Source organism: Aliiruegeria lutimaris (assembly GCF_900099935.1).
Lineage (GTDB): Bacteria > Pseudomonadota > Alphaproteobacteria > Rhodobacterales > Rhodobacteraceae > Tropicimonas > Tropicimonas lutimaris.
Genome location: NZ_FNEK01000045.1, coordinates 16,458 through 40,826, shown reverse-complemented (window position 1 = coordinate 40,826; position 24,369 = coordinate 16,458). Strand labels below are relative to the sequence as shown.

Genomic DNA, 24,369 nt, shown 5'->3' with positions numbered 1-24,369 from the left:
GCTCGACAGAACCCCGCGCAAGATTTCGACCTCATTCTCCCGGCACACCTGGCGGCAAATGTCGCGGACCCGCAGCCGCAAGGTGCCGGTCAGCACCTTAAAGCGGTACTTCGTCGACCAGACGATGTGGTAGCGGTGATAGAAGACGCAATGCTTGCCCGTGTCGTATTGCATGCTCTTATCCTCCCGAAAATGAGCCTTTGCCCTGACCGGGCGGCTCATTTTCGGGAGGATAAGAGCATAAGCTGATTCTTCGCGCTGAAGCCGATCCGACTGGAAGTCGGAGGGTTCGCACCCAGACGTGGAGACTGAAAGCAGCTCGAAGGCGGGAGCAAGGAAAGACTGATTGTCTTCGTCATCAGTAGCTTCGGCGACGCACAAGAGAATGAGAATATCAAGCTCGCCTGGGTCGATGGATGCAAGGTCGAGCGAGAACCGAGCGAAACCGTCGAGCAGTTCGTTGCTCGCGTGGAGTCCGGAAATATTCCGGCTCCAGGAACTCAGGAAAAGGAATCCTAAATATGTGTGGACCACTACTCGCAGCCCTTCCGGCTGTCGGAACAATGCTCGGCGGCGGGGCCGGTGCGGCTGGGGCCGCTGCCGGAACCTGGGGCGCAATGGGCGCAATGGCAAAGCTCGGTGTGTTGGCACAGGCCGGTGCAGGTATCATGGGCGCGGTTGGCGCGGTCCAGCAAGGCAACGCGGCTGCGAAGGCTGCGGAGGCCAGTGCAAAGGCGGCGGATAACGCGGCGATCAATGCAATCGTTGAGGGCGAACAGCGCGCAGAATTGCAGATGCGCAAGGGCGCCAAGCTTCTCGGCCAGCAAAAGGCGGCAACGGCGGCGAACGGCGTCGATGTGAGCACCGGAGATGCGCTCGACCTGCTTGACGATAAAAGAGTTGAGCCCCCCACAGCAGCGCTACTTACTCTACCCGACATTCCCCAAGTGGCGTGCCGTGTGATCGGGAGTTTGCCAGACAACGCCTGCCGGTCAAGTTTTTGCTCCAGATGATGACTGCGGTTGCGAAAGAGCCCGAAGTTAGGGCAATCAAGCCTTCCATCTTTGCCTTGGTGGTCTGACCGCCGCGTGTCTGCAGCCCTTGCTCAGTTGTCGGCAGAAGAGCGACAAATGTAATCAGCGGCCCTCTGGTAGCCTTGCCATGCGGAAGCGCTAGGCCGTCAGCCGCACAGAATCCACTCGAATTCCGAATAGCAGTTCTGCAATCCTTAGCTATAGCTAGCCCCGTTCCGGCTGGGCTTTTCTTTTGGGATTACTCGTCAGATCCGAACCTGCGAATATGCCTGACCCTTTCTTTTGCGAACCGAAGAGCCTCGCGCTTCCTGTGATAGGCATCTATCGCTTCGCACCGCTTGCGGCACCGCGCCCTAGACCGGTCAGGAAGCCATCCAGATCAGAGATGGCCATGGATTCTTCTGGAGCCGATTCGGATGTTAGGTACTCGTCTAGGCGATCAATCACGTCCATCGATATTGCTCCCATTGCGATTGAGTGTGTTCGTCAAAGAAGACCACTTTCTCGGGGATCACGACAATCCAATGTCCCCCATATGTCCCCCAAAACGAAAAAGGCCGCAGAGACTGCGGCGTAACTTCGGCATAACTATTTGATTTTGTTGGTAGCGGAGGAGGGACTTGAACCCCCGACACGCGGATTATGATTCCGCTGCTCTAACCAGCTGAGCTACTCCGCCCCAAAGCGTGGGCGGGAACTAAAGGAGATGCCGGGGAGGGTCAAGAGCTAAGATACGGTTTTTGGCAGATTCCACATGGCATGGCAAAGCACCGCTCGGCACTCCAACTTATGCCGCCTTCAACCGGGAAACTCCGTGCCCTTTACCTTGTCCCGGGCCTCTGTTTCAGTCGGTCGACGCAACCGGAGATACGCATGCATCTGCCATTACCCCTGACCCGGGACCTCGTGCTCGTTGGCGGCGGGCACAGCCATGCCCTCCTGCTACGGATGTGGGGGATGGATCCGCTTCCGGGCGCGCGCCTCACGCTGATCAACCCCGGTCCTGTTGCCTTCTATTCCGGCATGTTGCCGGGCCATATTGCTGGGCATTATGACCGGAGCGAGCTGCAGATCGACCTTGTACGGCTGGCCCGTTTCGCCGGCGCTCGCTTCGTGGACACGACGGCCACGGGGATCGACACGGAGAACCGGCAAGTCAAACTGTCGAACGGAACCCGCCTTCGCTACGACGCCCTGGCGGTCGATATCGGCATCACGACGGACATTCCGCAGATCCCGGGCTTTGCGGAACATGGTGTTCCGGCGAAGCCGCTCGACGGATTCGCCCTCGCATGGAATACGTGGTGCGATCGGTTGCGGGCAGGCGCGGTTGCCCCCCAAATCTGCATCATTGGAGCCGGGATCGCGGGCGTCGAGCTTGCGCTGGCGATGCGTCACCGCAGCGGCGCGCTCGGCCAACCGGCACGGATCGAGATCGTGGATTCGGCTCGGGCGCTGGACGGAATATCCGGTGACAGCCGGTCCGCTCTCTTCGAGCGGTTGCGGCAGGACGACATCATCCTCCACGAGCAAGCGCCTGTCGCGAAGGTCACGGCGACGGGAGTCGAGCTTGTCTCGGGCGCCCAAATCGAGGCGTCTTTCGTGCTCGGCTGTGCCGGTGCGCGGCCACATGACTGGATCGCCGAGACCGGCTTGCAGCACGCGGCGGGCTACCTCAGCGTCGACCGGCACCTGCGGAGCCTGAGCGCGCCCGAGATATTCGCCAGCGGCGACTGCGCCGATCTGAGCTTTGCGCCGCGCCCCAAGGCGGGCGTCTATGCCGTGCGCGCGGCGCCGATCCTGTTCCAGAACCTTCGCGCCACCCTTGCGGGCGGGAGCCTGCGCCGCTTCCGTCCGCAAAAGGACTACCTCAAGCTGGTATCGCTCGGCGACAAGGCGGCGCTGGCCGACAGGAGTGGCGTGACCCTGTCCGGGCCGTGGCTCTGGCGGTGGAAGGACTGGATCGACCGGCGGTTCATGCACAAGATGCAGGATTTGCCGCGCATGCCCGCGCCGCCCCTGCCCCCGCGCCGGGCCAAGGGGCTGGACGAACTCCATGGCGACCAACCGCTCTGCGGCGGCTGCGGCGCGAAGGTGGCGGGATCGGAGTTGCAGCAGGCATTGGCAAAGCTGCCCGCGCCCATGCGTCCGGAGGTGGCCAGCCTGCCGGGGGACGATGCCGCGATACTGTCCACAGGCGACGGGTTCCAGGTTCTGACCACGGATCATCTGCGCGCCTTCACCGAGGATCCGGCCCTGTTCGCCCGGATCGCGGCCGTCCATGCGCTCGGCGATATCTGGGCGATGGGCGCCGCGCCGCAGGTGGCGCTGGCCAATGTCACCCTGCCGCCGATGCGCGGCGCGCTCCAGCAGCAGACGCTGGGCGAGATACTGGGCGCGGCGACGGAGGTATTCCGGGCCGAAGGCGCGGACCTCGTTGGTGGTCATACCAGCACCGGCGCGGAGTGCAGCATCGGCTTCACCCTGACCGGCCTGCGCCCCACCCCGCCGGTCACGCTGGCCGGCGGCCGCCCCGGCGACGCGCTGATCCTGACCAAGCCGCTTGGGACGGGCACGATCCTTGCCGGCGAAATGCAAGGCAGGGCGCACGGGGCGGATGTTCTGGACGCGCTTGCCTCGATGGCACGGCCACAGGGCACGGCCGCGCGCATCCTCGCCGGCGCCCATGCCATGACCGACGTCACCGGTTTCGGTCTGGCCGGGCATCTTCTGGCCATCTGTGATGCTTCGGAGTTGGGTGCCGAGATCCGGCTGGAGGATATCGGCTTCTATCGTGGCGCGGTGGCATTGGCGGCGGACGGAATCCGTTCCACGCTCGCCCCCGCGAACCGGGATGTTTCCGGACGAATGCTGCTGCCCGAAGACCCTCGCGCGGAGTTGCTGTTCGATCCGCAGACGGCCGGCGGCCTGTTGGCGGCGGTGGGGCAAGGCGAGGCCCAAGGCATATTGCGCGCCCTTCTAGACGCGGGTTTCGATGCCCGCCAGATCGGCAGCCTAGTTGAGGGTCCGGCCTTCCTGACCGTTCTGTGAACCGGCGCCGCGCAGTCTTTCGACCGCTTCCAGCACCCGGTCGGCGGCGGAGGCGAGCCCGTCAGTAGACAGGGCAATGTCCATACGCACCGCCGGCTCGCCCGCAACGCTGCGCGATTTCGCGTAGCGGCTGTCGTAGTGAAGGGTCACGAGGTCCAGCGCCAGCGCTTCGAACTGGCCCTCATCGACCATCTCCTTCCAGCTGTTCACCCGCTCGTGGCCCTGCAGCCGGACAAGCAGCGACAGGATATCCTTCAACTCGTCCCGATCCGCCGAAATGTCGGCATAGGCACGGGCCAGGTATTTCGCCCGGTCTTCTACACTGGCCTGCATCCGGATACGCGGCGCCGCCTGCATCGCCTGCCAGACAGCCGGCGGCACCAGCAGATCGCCCACCTTGCTGCTCTCTGCCTCGACCAGAACCGGCCTTGCCGGGTCCAGCCGGGCAAGCGCGGCCACAAGACGGCTCTCCAGCATCTTCTGGCTCGGCTGCCCGCCGGGGCGCGGCCCGAGCACGGAGCCGCGATGGTTCGCCAGCCCTTCAAGATCCAGAACCTGTCCGCCACGCGCAGCGACCAAATGCAGGATCTCGGTCTTGGCAGTACCGGTGTCTCCGTCGATCAGCACGAAGCGATGTGGAAGCTCGTGATCGTAAAGCTGCGCCACCACGGCCCGGCGATAGGTCTGGTAACCCCCCGTCAACACATCCGCCCGCCAACCGACCTGCTTGAAGATCGAAGCCAGCGAGTTAGACCGCTGTCCGCCGCGCCAGCAATAGACCAGCGGCTGCCAGGCCCCATCCTTGTCGGCCAGCGGACCCTGCAAATGCCGGGCCGCATTCTGCGCCACCAGCGCCGCGCCGACCTTGCGCGCCTTGAACGGGCTTTCCTGCTTGTAGATCGTGCCGACAATTGCCCGTTCCTCGTTATCGAGAACCGGCAGGGAAATGGCACCGGGCAGGTGATCTTCGGCAAATTCATCCGGCGAACGCACGTCGATCACGTCGTCGAAGGGCAGTTCCAAAGGCGCCGAAAGGTCAGGAAGTTCATAGGCCATGACCGCCTCTTATCGCAGGCAATGGGCGAGTAAAAGCACCACGCGCAAACGTATTCCTGAGAAAATGCTCCGGTCCACGCCAGATAGGCCCTTGAGTTCCAGCCTATAAATGTAGAGCGTTACAGTAACGGGAGAAGGACGAATTTCATGATCCCAAAGCTCGACTGGCGTCGTTTTTCCGAAGCGACGGACAGGGAAGGTTTCATTTCGGACCTTTCGGCCGCCATAAGCGGACCGGGCCTTTTCCGGCTGACCCACCATGGTATAGACCCAGAGCTCATTTGCGATGCCTTCACCGGCTCCACCTCCGTATTCGACCTGACCGAAGCCGAGAAACGCACGCTCGCCATGCAGGCCGGCCCGCATAATCGCGGCTGGGCAAGGCTGGGCGTGGAGCGCCTTGCCGACGGCTCCAGCGTGCTGGAACGGCGCGAGGCCTTCAATATCGGGCTGGAACTTCCCCGAACGGATCCGCGCGTGGCCACCCGCCAACGCTTTCGAACCCAGACCCCCTGGCCTGCCATACCCGGCTTCCGGGACACGATGCTGTCCTATTACGACGCTGTTCTGGAACTCGGGCTTGCGCTGCATCGCGCTTTCGCTGCCGAGTTGAGTTTAGCGCCGGATTGTTTCGATCCGCTCTTTGTCGATCCGCTGGCCACGCTGCGCCTGATCACCTATCCGCCCGGCACGGGTTCGGACGCCGAAACAGGCGCGGGGACCCACACGGATTTCGGCTCGATTTCGCTTCTGCTGACCGATGACCAGCCGGGATTGCAGGCAAAGCTCCGCAACGGCGACTGGATCGATGTCAAACCGGATAGCGACAGCTTCATCATCCTGCTGGGAGACGCTCTGGAGTGCTGGACCGGCGGAAAATATGCCGCCACGCCGCATCGCGTCCAATCGCCCAAGCACCGGCGGCAGGCGATCAACTTCTATCTCGACCCGGCCCCCGAAGCGTCCCTTTCCCCCTTCCCCGGATTTGGAAAGGCGGTACAGCGGCCGCAGAAATATGTGGACTATCTCGCCGAAGGGCTCTCGGCCGCGCATCAGGTGATGCAGCGCTGACTTGCCAGTAAACCGTGCCTATTCGCGCGCGCGCAGGACTCGTGCCGGACGGGTTGCCAGTGGACGCCATGCAAAGCCAAGCCCGGCCAGCAAGGTCGCCAACACGCCCCCGGTAACGATCGCCAGCGCCGAGATCGGCTCGAAGGCGAAATCCGTCTCCATGACGAAGGTAATCACCGCCCATCCTGACAGCCCGCCGCAGAGGATTGCCACGCTGCCCGCCGCAGCCCCCAGAAGCGCCGAACGGATGGCGAAATAGCTCAGCACCTGCCAGCGCGTCGCGCCCACCGTCTTGAGCACCGCCGCCTCGAAAACCCGCGCCCGTTCGCCCGCCGCAGCCGCGCCGATCAGCACCACGACGCCCGTCACCAGCGTCGCCGCCGCTCCATATGTGATGGCCGCGGCGATCCCGGCCAGCACCTCGCTGACCCGGTCGATGGCGTCGCGCACCCGGATCGCGGTGATGTTGGGATAGGTCTTGGCGAGGTCGCGCAGGATCGCCGCCTCCGCCTCCGGCGCGGCATAGATCGTGGCGATATGGCTATGCGGGGCACCGGCAACCGCAGCCGGGTTTATCGTCAGGACGAAACCGATGCCGGCAGTGGAGAAATCGACCTCCCGGAAGCTGGTGATCGTCGCCGTGATGTCCCGGCCAAGGATGTTGATCGTCATCTCGTCGCCGAGCTTCAGCCCCATCTCCTCGGCCTCCTCGGCGGCAAAGCTCACCTGGGGCGGACCGGAATAATCCTCCGGCCACCATTCGCCGGCGATGACCGTGGTGCGTGCATCCGGTTGCGCGGCATAGGTCACACCCCGATCCCCGCGAATAACCCAATGCTCGCCGACCGCCTCACGCGCCGGCAGGCCGTTGATGCGGGTGACAATGCCGCGCAGCATCGGCGCGGTATCGACCCGGCTCACGGCCGGATCGTTCTCGACCCGTTCCAGGAAACCGTCGAGCTGTCCCGGTTGGATATCGACGACAAAATAGGAGGGCGCGACCTCGGGCAGGTCGCGCGCGATGGCGCTGCGCAGGTTCGAGTCGATCTGCCCGACGCTGGCCAGAACCGTCAGACCCAGCCCGAGCGAGAGCACGACCGAGGTCGCCTCTGTCCCCGGCCCACCGACCGCGCCAAGTGCCAGCCGCAGCGGCGTCCAGCCACGCAGGAGCGGCATACGGGCCGCGCGCCGGGCAAGTGCCCTTATGCCGAGAGCAGCGAGAACGAGCAGCAGCAGCGAGCCCGCGACCCCGGCGGCGGCATAGAGCGCCAACTCCGGCACACCGGACAGCGACGCCGAGGCACCGACAAGCGCGGCCAGCAGAAGCAGCGTCACGATAACGTAACGCGGTCCCGGCAGGCCGAACCGGGACGAGACGACATCGCGAAAGAGCGTCGCCGCCCGGATCTCCTCGGTCCGCGCCAGTGGCCAGAGCGTGAAGAGCAACGCCGTCAGCGCGCCGTAAAGCGCCGCCTCGGCCAGCGGCCCGGGATAGAGCCGGAATTCCGCCGGCACCGGCAGGCGGGCCTCGATCACCGGGGCAAAGAGCAGCGGCAGAAGCCCGCCCAGCAGCAGGCCGATGGCAATGCCGAGCACGGCAAGCGCGCCGATCTGGAACAGGTAGGCGGCCAGAATCGTCCGGCTCTCGGCCCCGAGTGTCTTGAGAGTGGCGATCACCTCGCGCTTGCCCTCCAGGTAGGCCCGCACCGCCGCCGAGACGCCAACCCCGCCCACGGCCAGCCCCGCCAGCCCAACCAGCACGAGAAACGCGCCCAGCCGTTCGACAAAGCGCGCCACGCCCGGCGCGCCGTTACGGCTGTCGCGCCAGCGCAGGCCCTCGTCCCGGAACTGCCCTTCCGCCGCGCCCTTCAGCACGTGCAGATCGGCGCCTTCCGGAAATTGCAGCCGGTAGCGCGTCTCGAAGAGCGTCCCCGGTTCCAGCAGGGAGGAATTGGCCAACGCCTCGGTGCGCAAAAGCGTGCGCGGCCCGAGGCCGAAGCCGTCCCCGGCATTGTCCGGCTCCTGCGCCAGCACGGCCGACAACACGAAATCCTGCGTGCCCAGCCGGAATTGCGCGCCGGGCGAGAGGCCCAAACGGTCCGCCAGAACGCGCTCCATGACCGCGCCGGGCAAGCCGTCCTGCCCGTCCATCGCGGCCTGCAGCGTCATGTCCGGTTCCAGCACAACCTTGCCATAGAGCGGATAGGCGTCGTCGATCCCCTTGACCTGCGTCAGCCCACGCTCCTCGCCGACCACGGCCATGGAGCGGAAATCGACGATCTCGGAGACCCGCTCGGCATTCTCCTCCATCCAGGCGCGCTCCTCGGGCAGCGCGTAGCGATAGGTGAATGTCATCTCGGCATCGCCGCCGAGCAGCACCGAGCCTTCACGTGCCAGCCCAGCCTCGATCCCGGCCCGCACCGAGCCGACAGCGGCGATCGCGGCCACGCCAAGCGCAAGACACGCAAGGAGCACCCAGAAGCCGCGAAGCCCCCCGCGCAACTCCCGGCGCGCGATGCGCAATGCGTTGGCGAAACTCACGCTGCCGCTCCCGCCGCGGCTTCGCCATCGACCCGGCCATCGACGAGGCGCACGATCCGGTCGCATCGTTCGGCAAGCTCGGGTGCGTGGGTCACCAGCACCAGCGTCGCCCCATGCCGGTCGCGCAGCCCGAAGAGCAGATCCATGATCGCCTCCCCCGTGGTGCCGTCGAGATTACCGGTCGGCTCATCGGCCAGCAGGATGCGCGGCCGAGGCGCGGCCGCCCGCGCCAGCGCCACGCGCTGCTGCTCGCCGCCCGAAAGCTGGGCGGGGTAGTGATCCAGCCGCACACCGAGGCCGACCGCCTCCAACTCTTCCGCCGCACGGTCAAAAGCATCGCGCCGCCCGGCCAGTTCCAGGGGGGTTGCGACGTTTTCAAGCGCCGTCATCGTTGGAATTAGGTGGAAACTCTGGAAGACCACGCCCATATGATTACGTCGAAACCGGGCGAGCGAATCTTCCCCCATCGCGGAAAGATCATGCCCCGCCGCAGTGACTGTCCCCGATGAGGCGCGCTCCAGCCCGCCCATCACCATCAGGAGCGACGACTTGCCGGACCCGCTCGGCCCCACAAGCCCAAGAGTTTCGCCCTCGCGCAGATCGAGCGTTATCCCGTGCAGGATTTCGACCCGGCCGGCATTGCCATCCAATGCCAAGGTCACGTCACGCAGGGACAAGATCGTGTCTGTCATGGGCCGGGCCTCCAAATTGCTTCTCAACCTTGCATATGGGGCAGTTGGCGCAGTCCGCAAGGCAGTGCTTGCTGCGGCTCTCCTGCTGGCGCTGCCGGCCTGGGCCGAACCGGTGAATCTCGCGGCCCTCGGCGACAGCCTGACACAGGGCTACGGCCTGCCGCCCGAGGAAGGCTTCGCGCCACAGCTCGAAGCCTGGTTGCGCGACAACGGGCACGACGTTTCGATCACCAATGCCGGCGTCTCCGGCGACACGACCGCCGGCGGGCTGTCCCGCGTTGGCTGGACGCTTACGCCTGAAATACGCGGCATGATCGTGGCGCTTGGTGGCAATGACATGCTGCGCGGCATCGACCCGGCCAATTCGCGCGAGAACCTGCGCGGCATCCTCGTCGCGGCCCGCGAGGCCGGGGTCGAGGTTCTTCTTGTGGGCATCCAGGCGCCCGGCAATTACGGACCCGACTACAAGGCCGCCTTCGACAACATGTATCCCGAACTCGCCGAGGAATTCGGCACGCTTCACGCCGACAATTTCTTTGCCGGGCTGGCCGTTGAGGGCGATCCGTCCGCCGCAGCGACTTATCTGCAACCGGACGGATTGCACCCAAATGCTGCGGGTGTCAGCAAGATCGTCGCCGCGCTCGGCCCAAAGGTCGCGTTGCTGCTGGATCGAATTGACCGAGACTAGAATGACCCTGATCGAAAGACTTGCCCAGATTGTCGGCCCAGCCCATGTGCTCACCGGCGAGGATTGCGCCCGCTACAGCACGGATTGGACGGGCGTCTACCCCAGCACGCCCATCGCCGTCGTCCGACCCACCTCGACGGAAGAAGTATCCGCCGTGGTCAAGGCCGCGGCGGCCGAGGGCGTTCCCATCGTGCCGGTCTGCGGCAATACTGGCCTGTGCGGTGGCACCTATAGCGAGGGCGCGCTCATGGTCTCGCTGGAGCGAATGAACGCCGTGCGCGAGATCCGCAAGGAGGCGCGCGTGGCGGTGGTCGAGGCAGGCGTCGTGCTCGACAAGATGCATGAAGCCGTCGACCCGCATGGGCTCATCTTCCCGCTGATCTTTGGCGCGCGCGGCTCGGCGATGCTGGGCGGGTGCCTGTCGACCAATGCCGGCGGCTCCAACGTGGTGCGTTACGGCTCCACCCGGGCACTCTGCCTCGGGCTGGAGGTCGTGCTGCCCTCGGGCGAGGTGCTGGACCTGATGACCGCTCTGCACAAGGACAATTCCGGCTACGACCTGAAGGATCTGTTCATCGGCGCCGAAGGCACGCTCGGCATCATCACCGCCGCCACGCTGAAGCTGTTTCCCAAGCCCGCCGCCTATGCCACGGCCATGGTCGCCGTGCCCTCGCTCGACGATGCGCTGGTCATGCTGAACCGACTGCAATCGGCCACGGGCGGCGCAGTGGAAGCCTTCGAATACATGCCCGGTCCCACCATTGACGCGATCACCGCGCATTTCGACGGCATGCGTTCGCCTTTCGATGAGACCTATGACGTGAATATCCTTGTCGAGATCGGCGCAACAGCTGCACGCGACGCCATCCCGGGCGATGACGGCACGCTTCCGGTGGTGGCCTATCTGGAAGAAGTGCTCGGTGGGATGCTTGAAGAGGAAAGCGTCCTGGACGCGGTGGTTGCACAGAACGAGACCCAGCGTGCGGCGATGTGGGCGATCCGCGAGGGCAATGCCGAAGTGGCGCTGGAAAACCCGCCCTTCGTCAATACCGATGTCTGCGTGCCGTTGGACCGGGTTGCCGAGTTCCTCGAAAAGATCGAACCGCGCATGAAGGCGTTGGACGAGGACATGACCTCGATGTGCGTCTGCCACTTTGGCGACGGCAATATTCACTACACCGCGCAACCGTCGCGGTACGACGATGCGCTTCTCGACCGGATCCTGGAGGAAGTCGAGGAGCTGGCGATCGCGCTAGGCGGGTCCTTTTCTGCCGAACACGGGATCGGTCTGACCAAGCTGGCCTCGATGCGGCGGCGCAAGAACCCGGTGGCGCTGGCGGTGATGCGGCAAATCAAGGCCGCACTGGACCCGCAGGGCATCATGAACCCGGGCAAGGTGCTGCCCTGATTTGGAGCGGGGGGACCAGCGCAACAAGTTGGTCGTCCCAAGGAAAGCACCGGCCATTCGGACGCTGGCGTCATCGGTCCTTTGGATCATGCCGCCGGCGGGGATATTTCCAGAAAGAGGATGATCGGTACCAACCCCGATCATCTTTCTCCAAATACCTTTGGGGGAGCGCTCGCAGGAGCGCAGGGAGCAAAGCCCCCCTTCCTGCGCATTGGAATTTTCAAGGCCGGCACCCGAAACCGGACCAGACGCCGAAACTGAAAAGGCCCGGCATTGCCGGGCCCTTCCTCTTCTTGTTGCTTCCGCTGGCTCAGTTCGAGCAGCCGAAATTGTCCTTTAGCGAGCCAAACACGGCGTCTTCGGCCGCAAGCTTCGTGCGCGCGGTGTAGGATTCGTGGATCCAGCGCATATAGGACCAACGCACCTCATCGGCGACGTTCTGTTCCGGCAGACAGATGCCATCCATCGCACCGGCTGCCTTCAGCGCTCCGACGAAGCCAAGCATGTATTGCTCGCATTCGATCTCTGCGAAGATGCCGTCACGGGCGTCATTATCCGCGTCGAAACAGGGTTGAAGCAGGTCTTTGGCGCTGTAGCCGGAAGCCATGTGGGAATCCGCCGCGGCAACCGTGGCCAGCCCCATGGCGGCAAGTGTGAAGATCAAGGTCTTGCGCATGTCGGTGTTCCCCCGAGTTCAAGAGACAAGCCCGGCCACCCGCGAGGAGCGGCCGGGCGTTCCGATATTACTCGGATTTCTTTTCGGCCAGGGCGTGGATCGCCTGATCCATCACATCCTGGTGCTCTTCGTTGTTGACGAATTCGGGGCTGTTGACCTTATTCCACAGCTCTTCGTTCGTCATGTTCTGGTGGCAACCCATACACAGGCCGGTGCGCTCCATCTTCTGGCGCATCTCCTGCGGCAGCGGACCGGTCAGCGGCCAGTGCGACCCGATGGTCACGAGCTGCTGCCCATCCTCGGTCACGATCCGGCTGAGATCGTGGTCGAGTTCCGGAATCGGTTGCGACTGGAACTGGTGCTGACCCGGGATGATTTCCCCGCCAGCGGTTTCCAGATCCACCACGAAGCCCTTGGTATAGTCGCTCAGGAAACGACCGCCGCTGATGCCATAGCCCAGCGCCTTCGGGTTGTTGTGGCAGCTCTCGCAGGTCCGTGCCAGACGGCCAGCCGTGTGCGGCTGCACGGCGGCATGGTCGAGGCCTTTGGTGCCACCGGCATCCGGCGTCATCCAGATCTCGTTATGCGCAACCGTGTTGCCCTCTTTGTCGATCACCGTGGTGATGACCTGGCAGCCCGGCATGAGCGGCGAAACGCGGCCTTCACCGTTGATCCCGAGGGTCGGCTCTTCCCAACGCAGGTAGGAGCGTGTCTCGGAGACCTTGCCGGCGCTCGTCAGACCGTTGGTGCCGAGCGGCGCATCCGCCGTCAGACCGTTGGGCTCACGCGCATTGGCATTGGTGATCCAGTCGACATCCGTCTTGCCTTCCGAATAGTCCACGGTGATGTGGCAGCCGTAGCATTGCGGCGCCCAGTCGGCGTGACAGGCATAGCATTCCATGCTTTCCATGTGCTTGCCAACCGACATCATGGCCACTTCGGCGTTCGGCGACTTCCAGGTGCCGTCCATCGCGATCTGCTTCAGCACCGGAATCTCGAAGTCGATACCGGACGCGGAGTGCAGAATGACCTTGGAGCCCTTCTTCACCACGTTGCCGAACGGGTTGCCGCGTGCGGTCAGCAAGTAGCCGTCCTCTGCGTCATAGACCTGCGCAAAGTACTGCTCATCGGTGATGTCGTCGGCAAGGCCGCGCGCATCCGCAGCGATTTCCTGCTGGAACTCTTCGCCATAGCCCAGCGGCAGCTCCCACGGGAACTGGCCAACGGTGCCGTGGCAGTCCTCGCACTCAATCTCCACCTGGGCAAGGGTCGTGCCGGGCATGTTGCCGTCGCCGTGCATGTCCACGGTGGTGTGGCAGTCCTGGCAAAGCATACCGCCGTCGGGGTTGCCTTCGCGCGACTGGACCTGATGGTGCAGGTCGTCCTTGATGAACAGGTAGTTCTTGGTGTGCAGCGCAGGCTGCTTGCCACCGGTCGGGCTGTAGGGCGACCCATACGGGAATTCCATGATACCCTGGTAGCTCACGCCGATCCGCTTGCCGCGGTTGTGGCAGGAGGAGCAGGTCTCGTTCGGAATACCGGAATACTCCAGATCGCCATGCTTGACCTTGGACTTGCGCGTGGCCTGCAACTGGTGCGTCAGCAGCTTGCCGGGCTGGTCCTTGGCAATGGTCGGGTCGCTGCCCTCGTAGAAGCCCTCGTTCGAATAGGGAACGTGGCAGGAGGAGCAGCCGGCGCCGCGGTAGTCACCACGCTTTTCGCGACCGTTCACGCCAACGTGGCACCGCTGACATTGCTGGCGCGAATAGGTGATACCGGCAAGATTCGGGTGCTCGGAAATCTGGTCGACATCCACTTCAGGCACCTGCTCCATCGAGTCAGGCATCTGGTCGGGGTGCGACTCGGCAAAGGCGACCATGTATTCCTTGTAGGCATCCGTACCGACGGTCGGGACATAGCCGTCCTCGTCCACCAGGTCATAGTTGCCGTAGACCGAGCGATGCGTGTCGAGCACGCCCCAGGACCACAGGTTGCCCTGCAACTTGCCGGCCTCGGTGTTCATCAGCGACTTGGTCAGACGCTCGGCATAACCCTCGTGACAACCGGACTGGCCACAGGTGTTGTCCGCAATCCAGACGGAGCCGGGATCGGGGTAGAACATCTGCGGGCCACCGTCTTCGATCATCGTGGCATGTGCACCGGAATGGGCCTCGTCGACCGTGGTACCAAGCACGTTGCCGCCGTGACAGACGGTACAGCCAGCTGCATCGTCATAGTCGCCGCCCAGCGCCTCGATGGTCTCCATCATGACGCCTTCGGTGAATTTCTCGATGCCTTCATGGCATGAAAGGCAGCCCTTTTCGGCTGCCAGCTCGGCACTGACCGTCATCGGTTCGGCTTCCGCCGCCGCGTTATCCTGGGCCACCGCGAAGCCGGCGGACCCAAGAAGCAGGGTCAGTATCAGGAATATGCGTCTCACGAACATGTCCTCCCCTGGCTGAAAAATAGACTTCTGACCCCAGATAACGCGGACGTGAACGACCGTTCCCTGACATTTGTCAGGTTTAAAACACTTGCCAAAACTGGAATGCTTACTGATTGCAATCGCTGCAGACCGTCGAATCGTAGCGCTTTGACAGGAAATCCCTTGAAGCCTTGATCCAGAGCAAGGCACGGCACCCTTTCGAACTGTACTAAAGTCAAAAGCTTTCCGAACTCGCGAACAGTGCAAAATAATGTTGAGAAAACACAACGTCGTCGACGGCTCGTCGAAGTGCGGCTCCTGCCAACAGGTGATGTGCACGTTTCTGCCGCCGCAGCCTGAGAATGCAATCCGGGTCAAACATGCGCTCAAGCGCGGTGACCGGCTGGATGCAAACGAGGGCAATGCCTGCTTGAAGTTCTGGATCGTGGTGCATGGCACTGCCGCCTCCTGCACGTCATTCGCAGACGGACGACGGCAGATCGTGAGCCTTGAGACCAAGGGCGAGACGATCTGCTCGCTTATGGCCGGGCCCGGCACCCAGAACTGGCTCGAAGCACTGAGCGACTGCCTGATCTGCGAGATCGACCTCGGGACACGCGCCAAGGAGCTCCATGCGGACCCGGCTTTCCTCGCCCTCTCCTTCCATGTGGTGCACCGCCGCCTCGAACGTTCCCAGTCGCACCTGACCACGCTCGGCCGGCTGGACTCGGTTGAGCGGGTGACGCTGTTTCTCGCCGAAATGGCGGCGCGGGCCGGCGCCACGCTCGAGACACAGCCGGTCGTCTCCCTGCCGATGTCGCGCGAGGATATCGCCGACTATCTCGGGCTGAACTCGGAGACCGTCAGCAGGATCCTGTCGCGGCTCAAGAAATCCAAGCTGGTGAAATTCCTCTCGCCCTCCGAATTCATCATTCCCGACCTTGCCGAACTCGACCGCCGCCTGCCGGTCGCCATTCCGACGCCACAAGTCTATCGTTCCGAAGTGGTCCCCGGCGGCCCGAGCATTCTGCACGAGGTTCCCAAATGATTGTCGAGCTTGGGCATCTTGCCCTCTGCATTGCCCTGATCGCGGCAGTTGTACAGGCCACCGTGCCGCTCTGGGGCACCGCGCATGGTTCGCCCGCCGCGATGAGAACCGCCGATACCGCGGCACAGGTCCAGTTCCTCGGCACCGCACTGGCCTTTGGCGCGCTGACCTGGGCGTTCGTGGTCTCGGACTTCTCCGTCATGACCGTCGCGGCCAATTCGCACTCCTCCAAGCCGATGCTCTACAAAGTCTCCGGCGTTTGGGCCAACCACGAGGGCTCGATGCTGCTCTGGGTGCTGATGCTGTCGCTTTTCGGGGTGCTGATCTCGGTTTTCGGCGGCGTCATTCCGGTCGTCATGCGCGCCACCGTGCTCGCGGTGCAGGCGATGATCGGCGTCGGCTTCTACGCGTTCATCCTGCTCACCTCCAACCCGTTCGAGCGGCTCGCCAATGCGCCGATCAATGGGCAGGGCATGAACCCGCTCCTGCAGGACCCCGGCGTCGCCTTTCACCCGCCGCTGCTTTACCTGGGCTATGTCGGCTTCTCGACCGCCTTCTCCTTTGCCGTCGCGGCCCTCATCACCGGCCGGGTGGACCCCGCCTGGGCGCGCTGGATGCGCCCTTGGGTATTGCTCGCATGGTCGGGCCTCACCGCCGGCATCGCGCTCGGCTCCTGGTGGGCCTATTACGAGCTGGGCTGGGGGGGCTTCTGGTTCTGGGACCCGGTGGAAAACGCCTCGTTCATGCCCTGGCTCATCGGAACCGCGCTGCTGCATTCGGCAATCGTGGTCGAGAAGCGCAACGCGCTGCTGAAATGGACCATCCTGCTGGCGATCCTGACCTTCTCGCTGTCGCTGATCGGCACCTTCCTCGTCCGCTCCGGCATCCTGACCTCCGTCCATGCCTTCGCGACGGATCCCGAACGCGGCGCCTTCATCCTGCTATTGCTGACTCTCGCCATTGGCGGCGCGCTCTCGCTTTATGTCTGGCGCGCGCCGAAGTTGAGCGATGGCGGGGTCTTCGCGCTCTATTCGCGCGAAACAGGTTTGCTGCTGAACAACCTGCTGCTGGTGGCAGCCTGTGGCGTGGTCTTTGTCGGCACGCTCTACCCGCTCTTCCTCGAGTTGCTGAACGGCTCGAAGATCTCGGTCGGCGCGCCGTATTTCAACAAGACCTTCCTGCCGATCTTCGGTTTCACCATGCTGATCGCCGGCATCGGCCCCTTCATGGCGTGGAAACGTGCCAACCGGGCGGACGTGATCCGGCGGAGCACGCTGACAACCGGACTGGCTCTGGCCATCACCGCCGCGCTCGCGCTCGGGCTCGGGTTGCGCGACGCCGTCGGCCTGCTCGGCGCTTTCATCGCGAGCTTCCTCGCCACCGCCACGCTGCTCGATTACGCCCGCCGCATCGGACTGCCGAAGGCAAGCGCGCTCACCGCGCTTAGGCGCGCCGCCGGCCTGCCCGCTTCGGCCTATGGCCTGTATATCGGCCATGCGGGCCTCGCCATTGCCGCGGCGGGTGTCATCGCCGTTTCGGTCTGGAGTACCGAAGCCATCCAGACCGTGACCGCCGGGACGCCCGTCTCCGTCGGCCCGTATGAATTCACGTTGCATGACGTGCGCTCCGGCAACGGCCCGAATTACCAGACTACCTTTGCCAAGGTCGATGTCACCCGGAACGGCATTCATGTGACCACGCTGGAGCCCGAGCGGCGCTTCTACCCGGTGGAGCGGCAACCGACGACCGAGGCCGCCATCGAGACGCTCTGGCATGGCGACCTATATGCCGTTCTGGGCGACGCCAACGGGCGCGGCGGTTATGTCACCCGCTACTACTACAACCCCGGCGTTCCATGGATGTGGACCGGCGCACTGCTGATCACAGTCGCGGCGCTGATCTCGCTCGCCGACCGCCGCCTGCGCATCGGTGCCCCCGCGCCGCGCAGGCCGGCCGCGCAACCCGCGGAGTAGGATACGAGAATGCAATACGGTCGAAATGACAGAAACGCGCGCGGGTTTCGATCTGCACTGCTTGCCACCAGCCTGTGTCTATTTGCCACGACAGCGCTTGCGCTCGATCCCGCCGAAATGTTCGACGATCCGGCAAAGGAAGCCCGCGCCCGCGATATCGGCCGCGAGCTTCGCTGCCTTGTCTGCCAGAACCAGTCGATCTTCGATTCCAATGCCGGGCTCGCCCGTGATCTCCGCGTCGTCGTGCGTGAACGCATGGTGGCGGGCGACTCCGACGCGGAAGTGCTTGAATATGTCCGCTCCCGCTTCGGCGATTATGTCCTGCTGGAACCGCCCGTTTCCGCCCAGACGACCCTGCTCTGGCTTGCTCCGATAGGCTTCATTGCTCTCGGCGCGCTCGCCATGTTCAGCTACCTGCGAGGACGCCCGAAACCGGCCAATCCGCTGCCTCAACTGACCGAGGAAGAGACGGCCGAAGCCCGCCGCCTACTGGAGGAGACCCGTTCATGATCTTCTGGGCAGTCGCCACGCTTCTCGTCATCCTTTGCGGGTTCTGGATCGCCCACCCCTTCCTGCGCCGAGGCGCCATGGAAATGGAAGCTGCCGACAGCACGATCTCGATCTATCGCGACCAACTCGACGAGGTCGAACGCGACCGCGAGGCCGGTCTCATCAGCCCCGTCGAATGCGACGCCGCCCGGCAGGAGATTGAACGCCGCGCGCTCGCCGCCGCGCGCCGCATGGATCAGGGCTTTTTCATGAGCCATCGCTCCGTGCCCGCCGCTCTGAGCATTTCCGCGATGGTCATCCTGGCCGCGCTCGGCAGCTATCTCGCGCTCGGCACGCCCGAAGCACCGAATCAGCCGTTCGCCGCACGCCGCTCGGAGATGCTCACCCAACAGGCCGCCGCCGGCAGTATTGCTAGCTCCATACAACTGTTGGTCGATGCCGCCGAGCAGACCCCCGAGGATCTCGACACCTGGTGGTTGCTTGCCAAGTCCTACACGGCTGTCGGCGACCTGGGCGCAGCAGCCGAAGCCTATGGCCGCGCTGCCGAGTTGTCGGAGAACGACCCCGAGGTGCTCTCCAGCTATGCCGAGGCCATGACCAAGGCCAATGGCAACAAGGTCCCGCCAGCGGCTCGGATCATCTTCGAGCAAGTGCTTGCGACGACACCGGAACCACGTGCCCGATACTACTTGGCGCTGGCCAAGGCGCAGGCGCAGAATTTCCAGGGTGCGCTCGAAGATTGGGGCATGCTGCTTGCAGACTCGCCCGAGGGCGCCGGCTGGATCCCGATGGTGCGTCGCGACATGGTCAACATGGCGCGGTTTCTCAAACAGGATCTTCGTACCTATCTTCCTGACGCCACCCCGGCCGAGATTGCGGCGTCCGGCGACACGGCCCCGGTGGACAGCACGACGCGTATCGCCGAACTCGAAGCGGGCCTTGCCGCCGACCCCGCCGATTACAAGGCTTGGATCGAACTGGCCACCTTGCGATCGGGCGCTGGCGACAGCGACGGCGCGCTCGCCGCGCTCGATGAAGGCCGGAACCATTTCCGAGCCGCGCCCTTCGTGCTGCAGAAATTCGAAGAAACCGCCCGCGCCCTCGGGCTTGACATGCTCGACCGTGGCCCCGGCGTGTCCGGCCCGGACGCTGAACAGGTCGCCGCGATCTCTCAGCTTAGCCGCGACGAGCAGGACGAAATGATCGACGGCATGGTCGCCGGGCTCGCCGCGAAGCTCGAAGAAAACCCGGACAACCTCGACGGCTGGATCATGCTCGTGCGCTCCTATGTCAATCTCGGGCAGACGGAAAAGGCACGCGAAGCCTACCAGAATGCAAGAAAACAATTCTCCGGGCGGCGAGCCGCGCTCGACGCGCTCAATTCGGGCGCGGGGAACGTCCTGGGAGCCAATTGAGGCCGAAAGGATCGCGAGACAGTCTCTTTCTGCCACTCGATCGCACGCGTTTCATACGCTCGAACGCTCCTGAGGATCGTGCCTCCGGCGGGGATACTTTCAGAAAGAGGAAATACTCTGTCGTTTTGAGGCTTCCTCTTTCCTCAAATATCCTGAGGGGAGCGCTCGCATGAGCGCGGGGGGCAACGCCCCCCGACCGTCCGCAAACGGTTCGCAGCCGACCTCCGAACCGTTATTCTCAATTCCAGGATGGCTTCTCAGACGCCTTCGGAAGACTGCGCCCAGATATTGATGTCCTCCTCGGAGGACAGCCGGTCGATCTCTGCCAACTCCTCTTCCGTGAAGTGGAGATTGCCGACGGCCCCGGCGCAATCGACAACCTGCTCGGGCTTGCTGGCCCCGATCAGCGCGGAAGTGATATCCTCCTTGCGCAGCACCCAGGCAATTGCCATCTGTGCGAGCGTCTGTCCGCGCTGTTGCGCGACCTCGTTCAGCGCCCGGACCGAATCCAGTGCGCTTTCGGTCAGGAAGCCATCACGGAAGCTGCCCCCCTTGGTTGCCCGGCTCCCTTCCGGCACACCGCCCAGGTATTTCGTCGTCAACATCCCCTGTGCCAGCGGCGAAAAAGCGATGGATCCAACGCCCAGTTCCTGCAGCGTCTCCTTTAGCCCGTCGCGCTCCACCCAACGGTTGAGCAGGCTATAGCTCGGCTGGTGGATAAGGCAGGGCACGCCCATATCCTCCAGAAGGCCGACCGCCTCGCGGGTGCGTTCGGAATTGTACGAGGACAGACCGACATAGAGCGCCTTGCCGGCAATCACGAGATCGGCCAGCGCTCCCATCGTCTCCTCTAGCGGCGTGTTCGGGTCAAAGCGGTGCGAATAGAAGATATCGACATAGTCGAGCCCCATCCGTTTCAGGCTCTGGTCACAGCTCGCAATCAGGTACTTGCGGCTGCCCCATTCGCCATACGGTCCCGGCCACATCAGGTAGCCGGCCTTGGAAGAAATGATCAGCTCGTCCCGGTGATCGCGGAAATCCGTCTTCAGGATCTCGCCAAAGGCTTCCTCCGCCGAGCCCGGGGGCGGGCCGTAATTGTTGGCGAGGTCGAAATGGGTGATCCCGAGGTCGAAGGCCGTCCGGCAGATCTCCTGCTTGGTGCGGTGCGGGGTATCGTGGCCAAAATTGTGCCACAGGCCAAGCGAAACGGCTGGGAGTTTCAGGCCTGAATGGCCACAGCGGCGGTATTCCATGCGGGAATAACGGTCGGGATGCGCGACATAGCTCATGGGAGATCTCCGGATAGGGCCCCGCCGGAGCAACCCGGCAGGCTCGATGCCACTTTCCTCCCGCAGCCGCCCCGATGCAACGCGATTCAGCGTCGCGTCAGTCCAGTCGCACCGATGCGTTGGGGCTACCGCTCGGGCCTATCGGGTCGAACTCGTCGATCACGTAATGCCCGCCGACAGCGACGACGACAATGGTTACACAGGCCAGTATGAAGGATCTCATCTTTTACTCTCCCCGGGTCGCCTCGCGCAGGAAATCGACCAGGTCGGCCCGGTCCTGCGCCTTGACGATCCTCTGCATCGGCATTTTCGTTCCCGCGACATAGACCTCGGGCCCAAGGTCGAACAGCGCATCAATCGTTTCCGGCCCCCAGACGATCTCGGAATCTTCCAGGGTCTCGGAATAGCTGTAGCCCGGCACGGTCCCGGCGCGGCGCCCGAACAGCGCATGCAGACTCGGCCCGGCGCGGCGATTTTCCCCGGGACCAAGCGTATGGCAGATCGAGCATTTGCGCTGGAACTGTCGCTCGCCGTTGGAAACATCATCGCCGCTGGCGAGGAAACTGCGTTCGCCCTCGACCATCTGCGGCCGTTCGCCCGCGCCTTCCACCGGCCAGGAGAACATCGCATCGTCCAACCCGCCGGCGTGGACATTCCCGCCATCAGGCGAGAAGGCCAGCGCCCAGACGGGGCCACGCAGGGTGGCGCGAAAATCGAGCGTGAAGCGCCAGGTTTCGGTGTCGATCAGCGAGATATACCCCTCACCATCGCCCACAGCGAGCAGGCGCTTTCCGGGTCCGGGAGCCATACCAAGGATCGGGCGGCGGTCCAGAGTGAGGTCTGCAATCACCGAGCCGTCGGACAGCGAGAGCGCCTTGGTCGCGCCATCGACCCCGCCATAGGCGATCCAACCAGCGGTCTCGTTGAGCACCAGCGTGTTGATCCCGAAGCCGTTATTGGCCAGTTGCCCAAGCGCGGTGCCATCGGCCACGCGCCAGAGCCGGAGCGTGCCATCGGCAGAGCCGGAATAGAGCGTCTCGCCATCCTCGGAAAAGGCCACCGCGTTCACGCCGGCATCGTGTCCGGTGAAGAAACGCGCCTCGACGCCCGGATCCTCAAGATCCCAAATGCCGATGGAGCCATCCCAGCTCGCCGAGGCGATCGTCTGTCCGCCGGGCGAGACCGCCAGCGACATGACTTTGCCCTTGTGGCTGCCCAGCCGTTGCCCCTGCCCTGTCTCAAGGTTCCACAGGAAGAGCGCGAAATCATCGCCCGCCGAGACGGCACGGTTGGAATCGACAAAGGCCACCGTGTTCACCGCGGCCGCGTGCCCCTCCAGCCAGAGCGGTTCGCCACCGCGCCATAGCCCGACCGAATTGTCGAAGCTCGCGGTCAGGATCTCTCCCTGCGGCCCGGCTGCGATGCCCTTGACCGGCCCGCCATGGCCTTCAAGCGTGAAGAACTCTCCCGCCCCGGCCAGTGGCGGGGCAAGCGAGAGCCCGGCGATCAAAGCCGCGCGCAGCATCTATTCGGCGGGTGCCTGCGAGGCGGCCTCCTTGGCCTTTACCTCGTCAAGCCAGATCGAATGGTGTTCGCGCGCCCATTGCTCCTCGACATAGCCCGTGCCCATTGCGTCGAAGGCGCCCTCCATGCCAACCGTGCCGATATAGATATGGCCGATGATCATCGCCATGAAGCCAAAGGCGACAGACGCGTGGAAGAGCTGCGTGTATTGCATCTCCTGCTGCGGGGCGAGCGGGGTGGGCAGATTGGACAGGCCAAGCGTGCCGAGCAGGCCGGTATCGTTGATCCAGGCAAAGACGGGCGTGAAGACCGGAGCGTTGAAGGGCATGAGCAAGCTCAGCCCGCTCGCCACGATGGCGATGGACAGCGCGATGACAGACCAGAAGATCAGCTTCTGGCCGGCATTGAACTTGCCCGCCGGCGGGTGGATCGAATGGTCGAACAGCCCGCCAAACACCATCAGCCATTTGACGTCGTTCCAGTTGGGGATGTTGTAGCGAACCCATTTGAAGAAAATCAGCGTCACCCCCAACATGAAGGCCCAACTGACATTGTTGTGGATCAGCTTGGACCAGAGGGCGAGCGTGGCATGGGCCTCCTTTCCCATGATCGGGATCAGGAAGGGACGGCCATACATTGAGACGAGTCCCGTGAGGCCGAGAAGCACAAAGGAACCGGCAGTGGTCCAGTGCATCCAGCGGTCGAAATGGCCGAAACGCAGGATCGTGCGGCCGGTACGTTCACCGGCAATCGGCACACGGCCGAACAGCAGGAGAACCACGGCCAGCAAGCCGATCATGCCCAAAAGCAGCCAGCCGCCATATTTGGCCAGCCGGTAGTCGCGCAGGATCAGCCAGTGCATGCCGCCATCCTGAATGAGAACATCGGCGCCCGGCGTGCTGGCGGAGGCGGTCACATCGGCCGTGCCATAGCGCAGGGCGCGGAACATCTCGGCGTCCGAAACGCCCCCAAGCGTGCCAAGCTGGCCGGTGATGTCAGCGGCCTGTGACGGGTCACCCAGCGCCTGCCGGCGGAAATCGAGGTCCACCTGCTCGCCGCGCTGGCGAGCCATGATGTCTTCGCGGGTCTGCGCGCCGCCGGTCGCTTCGCGGGCAGCCTGCAGCGTGGCGGGGTCGGTCTGGTCGGAATTCGGCGCAAACAGGCTCAGAACGAAGGCCGCTATCACGATGATCGCGAAGACAAGCACGAAGCCGCCAAATCCGCTTTTTCTCTCGGACATCCGGGTCTCACTCGGGTTTTGCGAGGCGCGCAGGAGCACGCCCGAAATGAAAATGGATCAATACGTTCCCCGGTACGAGCCGGGGAACGCGCGGGATGCCCGAGCCGGGCATCCCTTACCTTTGGAAAGTGGCCTCAGCCGCCCTTCTGGTCGTAGGCGGTGCCCCAACCCCAGGCGCCGGAGCCGAAGCCACGGGCCACCACGCGCTCGCGGTAAATGGCGGAGACGACATCGCCGTCGCCGGCCAGCAGCGCCTTGGTGGAACACATCTCGGCGCAGATGGGCAGCTTGCCCTCGGCGATCCGGTTGCGGCCGTATTTGGAGAACTCGGCATTCGAGTGGGTCTCCTCCGGGCCACCGGCGCAGAAGGTGCATTTGTCCATCTTGCCGCGGGAACCGAAATTGCCCGCCTGCGGGTATTGCGGCGCACCGAACGGGCACGCGTAGAAGCAATAACCACAGCCGATGCAGAGGTCCTTGCTGTGAAGCACGACCCCTTCCTCGTTCTGGTAGAAGCAATCCACCGGGCAGACGGCCATGCAGGGCGCGTCCGAACAATGCATGCAGGCCACCGAGATCGACCGTTCGCCGGGCTGACCGTCATTGATGGTCACCACGCGGCGGCGGTTGATGCCCCAGGGCACTTCATGCTCGTTCTTGCACGCCGTGACGCAGGCATTGCACTCAATGCAGCGCTCGGCGTCGCAGAGAAACTTGGATCTAGCCAT

Annotated in this window: 20 protein-coding genes and 1 tRNA gene; 9 read left to right on the top strand and 12 right to left on the bottom strand. The window is 64.0% G+C overall.

What is annotated here, in order from left to right; translation table 11 throughout:
* The coding region (locus BLR85_RS30510; protein ID WP_170844629.1) for a transposase at positions 1–174 on the bottom strand (174 nt) is incomplete at its 3' end.
* Between the two features lie 452 nt (positions 175–626).
* Between BLR85_RS30510 and BLR85_RS18490 the strand changes: the two genes are divergently transcribed.
* Positions 627–1,013: a hypothetical protein gene (locus tag BLR85_RS18490; RefSeq protein WP_139188449.1), complete on the top strand. Its 387-nt coding sequence runs from the start codon at positions 627–629 to the stop codon at positions 1,011–1,013.
* Between the two features lie 623 nt (positions 1,014–1,636).
* On the opposite strand, the gene BLR85_RS18485 is transcribed toward BLR85_RS18490, so the two are convergent.
* Positions 1,637–1,713: transfer RNA gene (locus BLR85_RS18485), tRNA-Met, on the bottom strand.
* 194 nt (positions 1,714–1,907) lie between these two features.
* Between BLR85_RS18485 and selD the strand changes: the two genes are divergently transcribed.
* Positions 1,908–4,085: a selenide, water dikinase SelD gene (selD, locus tag BLR85_RS18480; protein ID WP_093160238.1), complete on the top strand. Its 2,178-nt coding sequence runs from the start codon at positions 1,908–1,910 to the stop codon at positions 4,083–4,085.
* On the opposite strand, the gene mnmH is transcribed toward selD, so the two are convergent.
* A complete protein-coding gene (gene mnmH / locus BLR85_RS18475; protein WP_093160232.1) occupies positions 4,050–5,141 on the bottom strand; it encodes a tRNA 2-selenouridine(34) synthase MnmH in 1,092 nt (363 codons plus the stop codon). The two genes, selD and mnmH, sit on opposite strands and share 36 nt — an antisense overlap.
* Before the next feature lie 147 nt (positions 5,142–5,288).
* On the opposite strand from mnmH, the gene BLR85_RS18470 reads away from it, so the two are divergent.
* Positions 5,289–6,212, top strand: a complete 924-nt coding sequence (locus BLR85_RS18470) for an isopenicillin N synthase family dioxygenase (protein WP_093160228.1) — start codon at positions 5,289–5,291, stop codon at positions 6,210–6,212.
* An 18-nt stretch (positions 6,213–6,230) separates the two neighbouring features.
* On the opposite strand, the gene BLR85_RS18465 is transcribed toward BLR85_RS18470, so the two are convergent.
* Both BLR85_RS18465 and BLR85_RS18460 read right to left on the bottom strand, forming a co-directional pair.
* Positions 6,231–8,753 (bottom strand): ABC transporter permease, encoded by a 2,523-nt coding sequence (locus BLR85_RS18465; RefSeq protein ID WP_093160223.1) that lies wholly within the window; start codon positions 8,751–8,753, stop codon positions 6,231–6,233.
* Positions 8,750–9,445 (bottom strand): ABC transporter ATP-binding protein, encoded by a 696-nt coding sequence (locus BLR85_RS18460; protein WP_093160220.1) that lies wholly within the window; start codon positions 9,443–9,445, stop codon positions 8,750–8,752. Before BLR85_RS18460 ends, BLR85_RS18465 begins: the two co-directional genes overlap by 4 nt.
* Between BLR85_RS18460 and BLR85_RS18455 the strand changes: the two genes are divergently transcribed.
* Positions 9,444–10,133 carry an arylesterase gene (locus BLR85_RS18455; RefSeq protein ID WP_093160215.1) on the top strand — a complete coding sequence of 230 codons (690 nt, stop codon included), beginning with the start codon at positions 9,444–9,446 and terminating at the stop codon, positions 10,131–10,133. The two genes, BLR85_RS18460 and BLR85_RS18455, sit on opposite strands and share 2 nt — an antisense overlap.
* 1 nt (position 10,134) lies before the next feature.
* Positions 10,135–11,541, top strand: coding sequence for an FAD-binding oxidoreductase (locus tag BLR85_RS18450; protein WP_093160209.1), 1,407 nt, complete (start codon positions 10,135–10,137; stop codon positions 11,539–11,541).
* A gap of 310 nt (positions 11,542–11,851) precedes the next feature.
* Here BLR85_RS18450 and BLR85_RS18445 read toward each other — a convergent pair whose 3' ends face one another.
* Together BLR85_RS18445 and BLR85_RS18440 are read right to left on the bottom strand one after the other, a co-directional pair.
* Positions 11,852–12,217, bottom strand: coding sequence for a Rap1a/Tai family immunity protein (locus BLR85_RS18445; protein ID WP_093160204.1), 366 nt, complete (start codon positions 12,215–12,217; stop codon positions 11,852–11,854).
* 67 nt (positions 12,218–12,284) lie between these two features.
* Positions 12,285–14,657 carry a cytochrome C gene (locus BLR85_RS18440; protein WP_139188448.1) on the bottom strand — a complete coding sequence of 791 codons (2,373 nt, stop codon included), beginning with the start codon at positions 14,655–14,657 and terminating at the stop codon, positions 12,285–12,287.
* A 256-nt stretch (positions 14,658–14,913) separates the two neighbouring features.
* Here BLR85_RS18440 and BLR85_RS18435 point away from each other — a divergent pair, with 256 nt between their 5' ends.
* Genes BLR85_RS18435 through ccmI form a run of 4 tightly spaced genes read left to right on the top strand, consistent with a single transcriptional unit; the run spans position 14,914 to position 19,588 of the window.
* Positions 14,914–15,690, top strand: coding sequence for a Crp/Fnr family transcriptional regulator (locus BLR85_RS18435; RefSeq protein ID WP_093160194.1), 777 nt, complete (start codon positions 14,914–14,916; stop codon positions 15,688–15,690).
* Positions 15,687–17,663: a heme lyase CcmF/NrfE family subunit gene (locus BLR85_RS18430; RefSeq protein WP_093160189.1), complete on the top strand. Its 1,977-nt coding sequence runs from the start codon at positions 15,687–15,689 to the stop codon at positions 17,661–17,663. Before BLR85_RS18435 ends, BLR85_RS18430 begins: the two co-directional genes overlap by 4 nt.
* Before the next feature lie 9 nt (positions 17,664–17,672).
* The gene (locus BLR85_RS18425) at positions 17,673–18,173 is read left to right on the top strand and encodes a cytochrome c-type biogenesis protein (RefSeq protein ID WP_093160183.1); all 501 of its coding nucleotides are present in this window, start codon (positions 17,673–17,675) and stop codon (positions 18,171–18,173) included.
* Positions 18,170–19,588 carry a c-type cytochrome biogenesis protein CcmI gene (gene ccmI / locus BLR85_RS18420; RefSeq protein ID WP_093160178.1) on the top strand — a complete coding sequence of 473 codons (1,419 nt, stop codon included), beginning with the start codon at positions 18,170–18,172 and terminating at the stop codon, positions 19,586–19,588. The genes BLR85_RS18425 and ccmI overlap by 4 nt, the downstream gene beginning before the upstream one ends.
* A 257-nt stretch (positions 19,589–19,845) precedes the next feature.
* Here the strand turns inward: ccmI and mgrA are convergent, their stop codons facing one another.
* From mgrA to fdh3B, 5 genes are all read right to left on the bottom strand, one after another.
* Complete coding sequence (gene mgrA / locus BLR85_RS18415) at positions 19,846–20,877, bottom strand: L-glyceraldehyde 3-phosphate reductase (protein ID WP_093160174.1); 1,032 nt, start codon at positions 20,875–20,877, stop codon at positions 19,846–19,848.
* Between the two features lie 97 nt (positions 20,878–20,974).
* Complete coding sequence (locus BLR85_RS30280) at positions 20,975–21,100, bottom strand: hypothetical protein (RefSeq protein ID WP_280138494.1); 126 nt, start codon at positions 21,098–21,100, stop codon at positions 20,975–20,977.
* Positions 21,101–21,103: 3 nt separating this feature from the next.
* The gene (locus BLR85_RS18410; protein ID WP_093160169.1) at positions 21,104–22,402 is read right to left on the bottom strand and encodes a c-type cytochrome; all 1,299 of its coding nucleotides are present in this window, start codon (positions 22,400–22,402) and stop codon (positions 21,104–21,106) included.
* Positions 22,403–23,641, bottom strand: coding sequence for a formate dehydrogenase subunit gamma (locus BLR85_RS18405; protein WP_093160165.1), 1,239 nt, complete (start codon positions 23,639–23,641; stop codon positions 22,403–22,405). It lies immediately after the preceding gene.
* Between the two features lie 134 nt (positions 23,642–23,775).
* Complete coding sequence (gene fdh3B, locus BLR85_RS18400; protein ID WP_093160160.1) at positions 23,776–24,369, bottom strand: formate dehydrogenase FDH3 subunit beta; 594 nt, start codon at positions 24,367–24,369, stop codon at positions 23,776–23,778.

Bases quoted from the DNA above. Each gene is read 5' to 3' on its own strand.
- BLR85_RS18490 (WP_139188449.1), top strand. From the start codon at position 627: ATGGCAAAGCTCGGTGTGTTGGCACAGGCCGGTGCAGGTATCATGGGC.
- selD (WP_093160238.1), top strand. From the start codon at position 1,908: ATGCATCTGCCATTACCCCTGACCCGGGACCTCGTGCTCGTTGGCGGC.
- mnmH (WP_093160232.1), bottom strand. From the start codon at position 5,141: ATGGCCTATGAACTTCCTGACCTTTCGGCGCCTTTGGAACTGCCCTTC.
- BLR85_RS18470 (WP_093160228.1), top strand. From the start codon at position 5,289: ATGATCCCAAAGCTCGACTGGCGTCGTTTTTCCGAAGCGACGGACAGG.
- BLR85_RS18455 (WP_093160215.1), top strand. From the start codon at position 9,444: ATGGGCCGGGCCTCCAAATTGCTTCTCAACCTTGCATATGGGGCAGTT.
- BLR85_RS18460 (WP_093160220.1), bottom strand. From the start codon at position 9,445: ATGACAGACACGATCTTGTCCCTGCGTGACGTGACCTTGGCATTGGAT.
- BLR85_RS18450 (WP_093160209.1), top strand. From the start codon at position 10,135: ATGACCCTGATCGAAAGACTTGCCCAGATTGTCGGCCCAGCCCATGTG.
- BLR85_RS18445 (WP_093160204.1), bottom strand. From the start codon at position 12,217: ATGCGCAAGACCTTGATCTTCACACTTGCCGCCATGGGGCTGGCCACG.
- BLR85_RS18435 (WP_093160194.1), top strand. From the start codon at position 14,914: ATGTTGAGAAAACACAACGTCGTCGACGGCTCGTCGAAGTGCGGCTCC.
- BLR85_RS18430 (WP_093160189.1), top strand. From the start codon at position 15,687: ATGATTGTCGAGCTTGGGCATCTTGCCCTCTGCATTGCCCTGATCGCG.
- BLR85_RS18425 (WP_093160183.1), top strand. From the start codon at position 17,673: ATGCAATACGGTCGAAATGACAGAAACGCGCGCGGGTTTCGATCTGCA.
- ccmI (WP_093160178.1), top strand. From the start codon at position 18,170: ATGATCTTCTGGGCAGTCGCCACGCTTCTCGTCATCCTTTGCGGGTTC.
- mgrA (WP_093160174.1), bottom strand. From the start codon at position 20,877: ATGAGCTATGTCGCGCATCCCGACCGTTATTCCCGCATGGAATACCGC.
- BLR85_RS30280 (WP_280138494.1), bottom strand. From the start codon at position 21,100: ATGAGATCCTTCATACTGGCCTGTGTAACCATTGTCGTCGTCGCTGTC.
- BLR85_RS18410 (WP_093160169.1), bottom strand. From the start codon at position 22,402: ATGCTGCGCGCGGCTTTGATCGCCGGGCTCTCGCTTGCCCCGCCACTG.
- BLR85_RS18405 (WP_093160165.1), bottom strand. From the start codon at position 23,641: ATGTCCGAGAGAAAAAGCGGATTTGGCGGCTTCGTGCTTGTCTTCGCG.
- fdh3B (WP_093160160.1), bottom strand. From the start codon at position 24,369: ATGGCTAGATCCAAGTTTCTCTGCGACGCCGAGCGCTGCATTGAGTGC.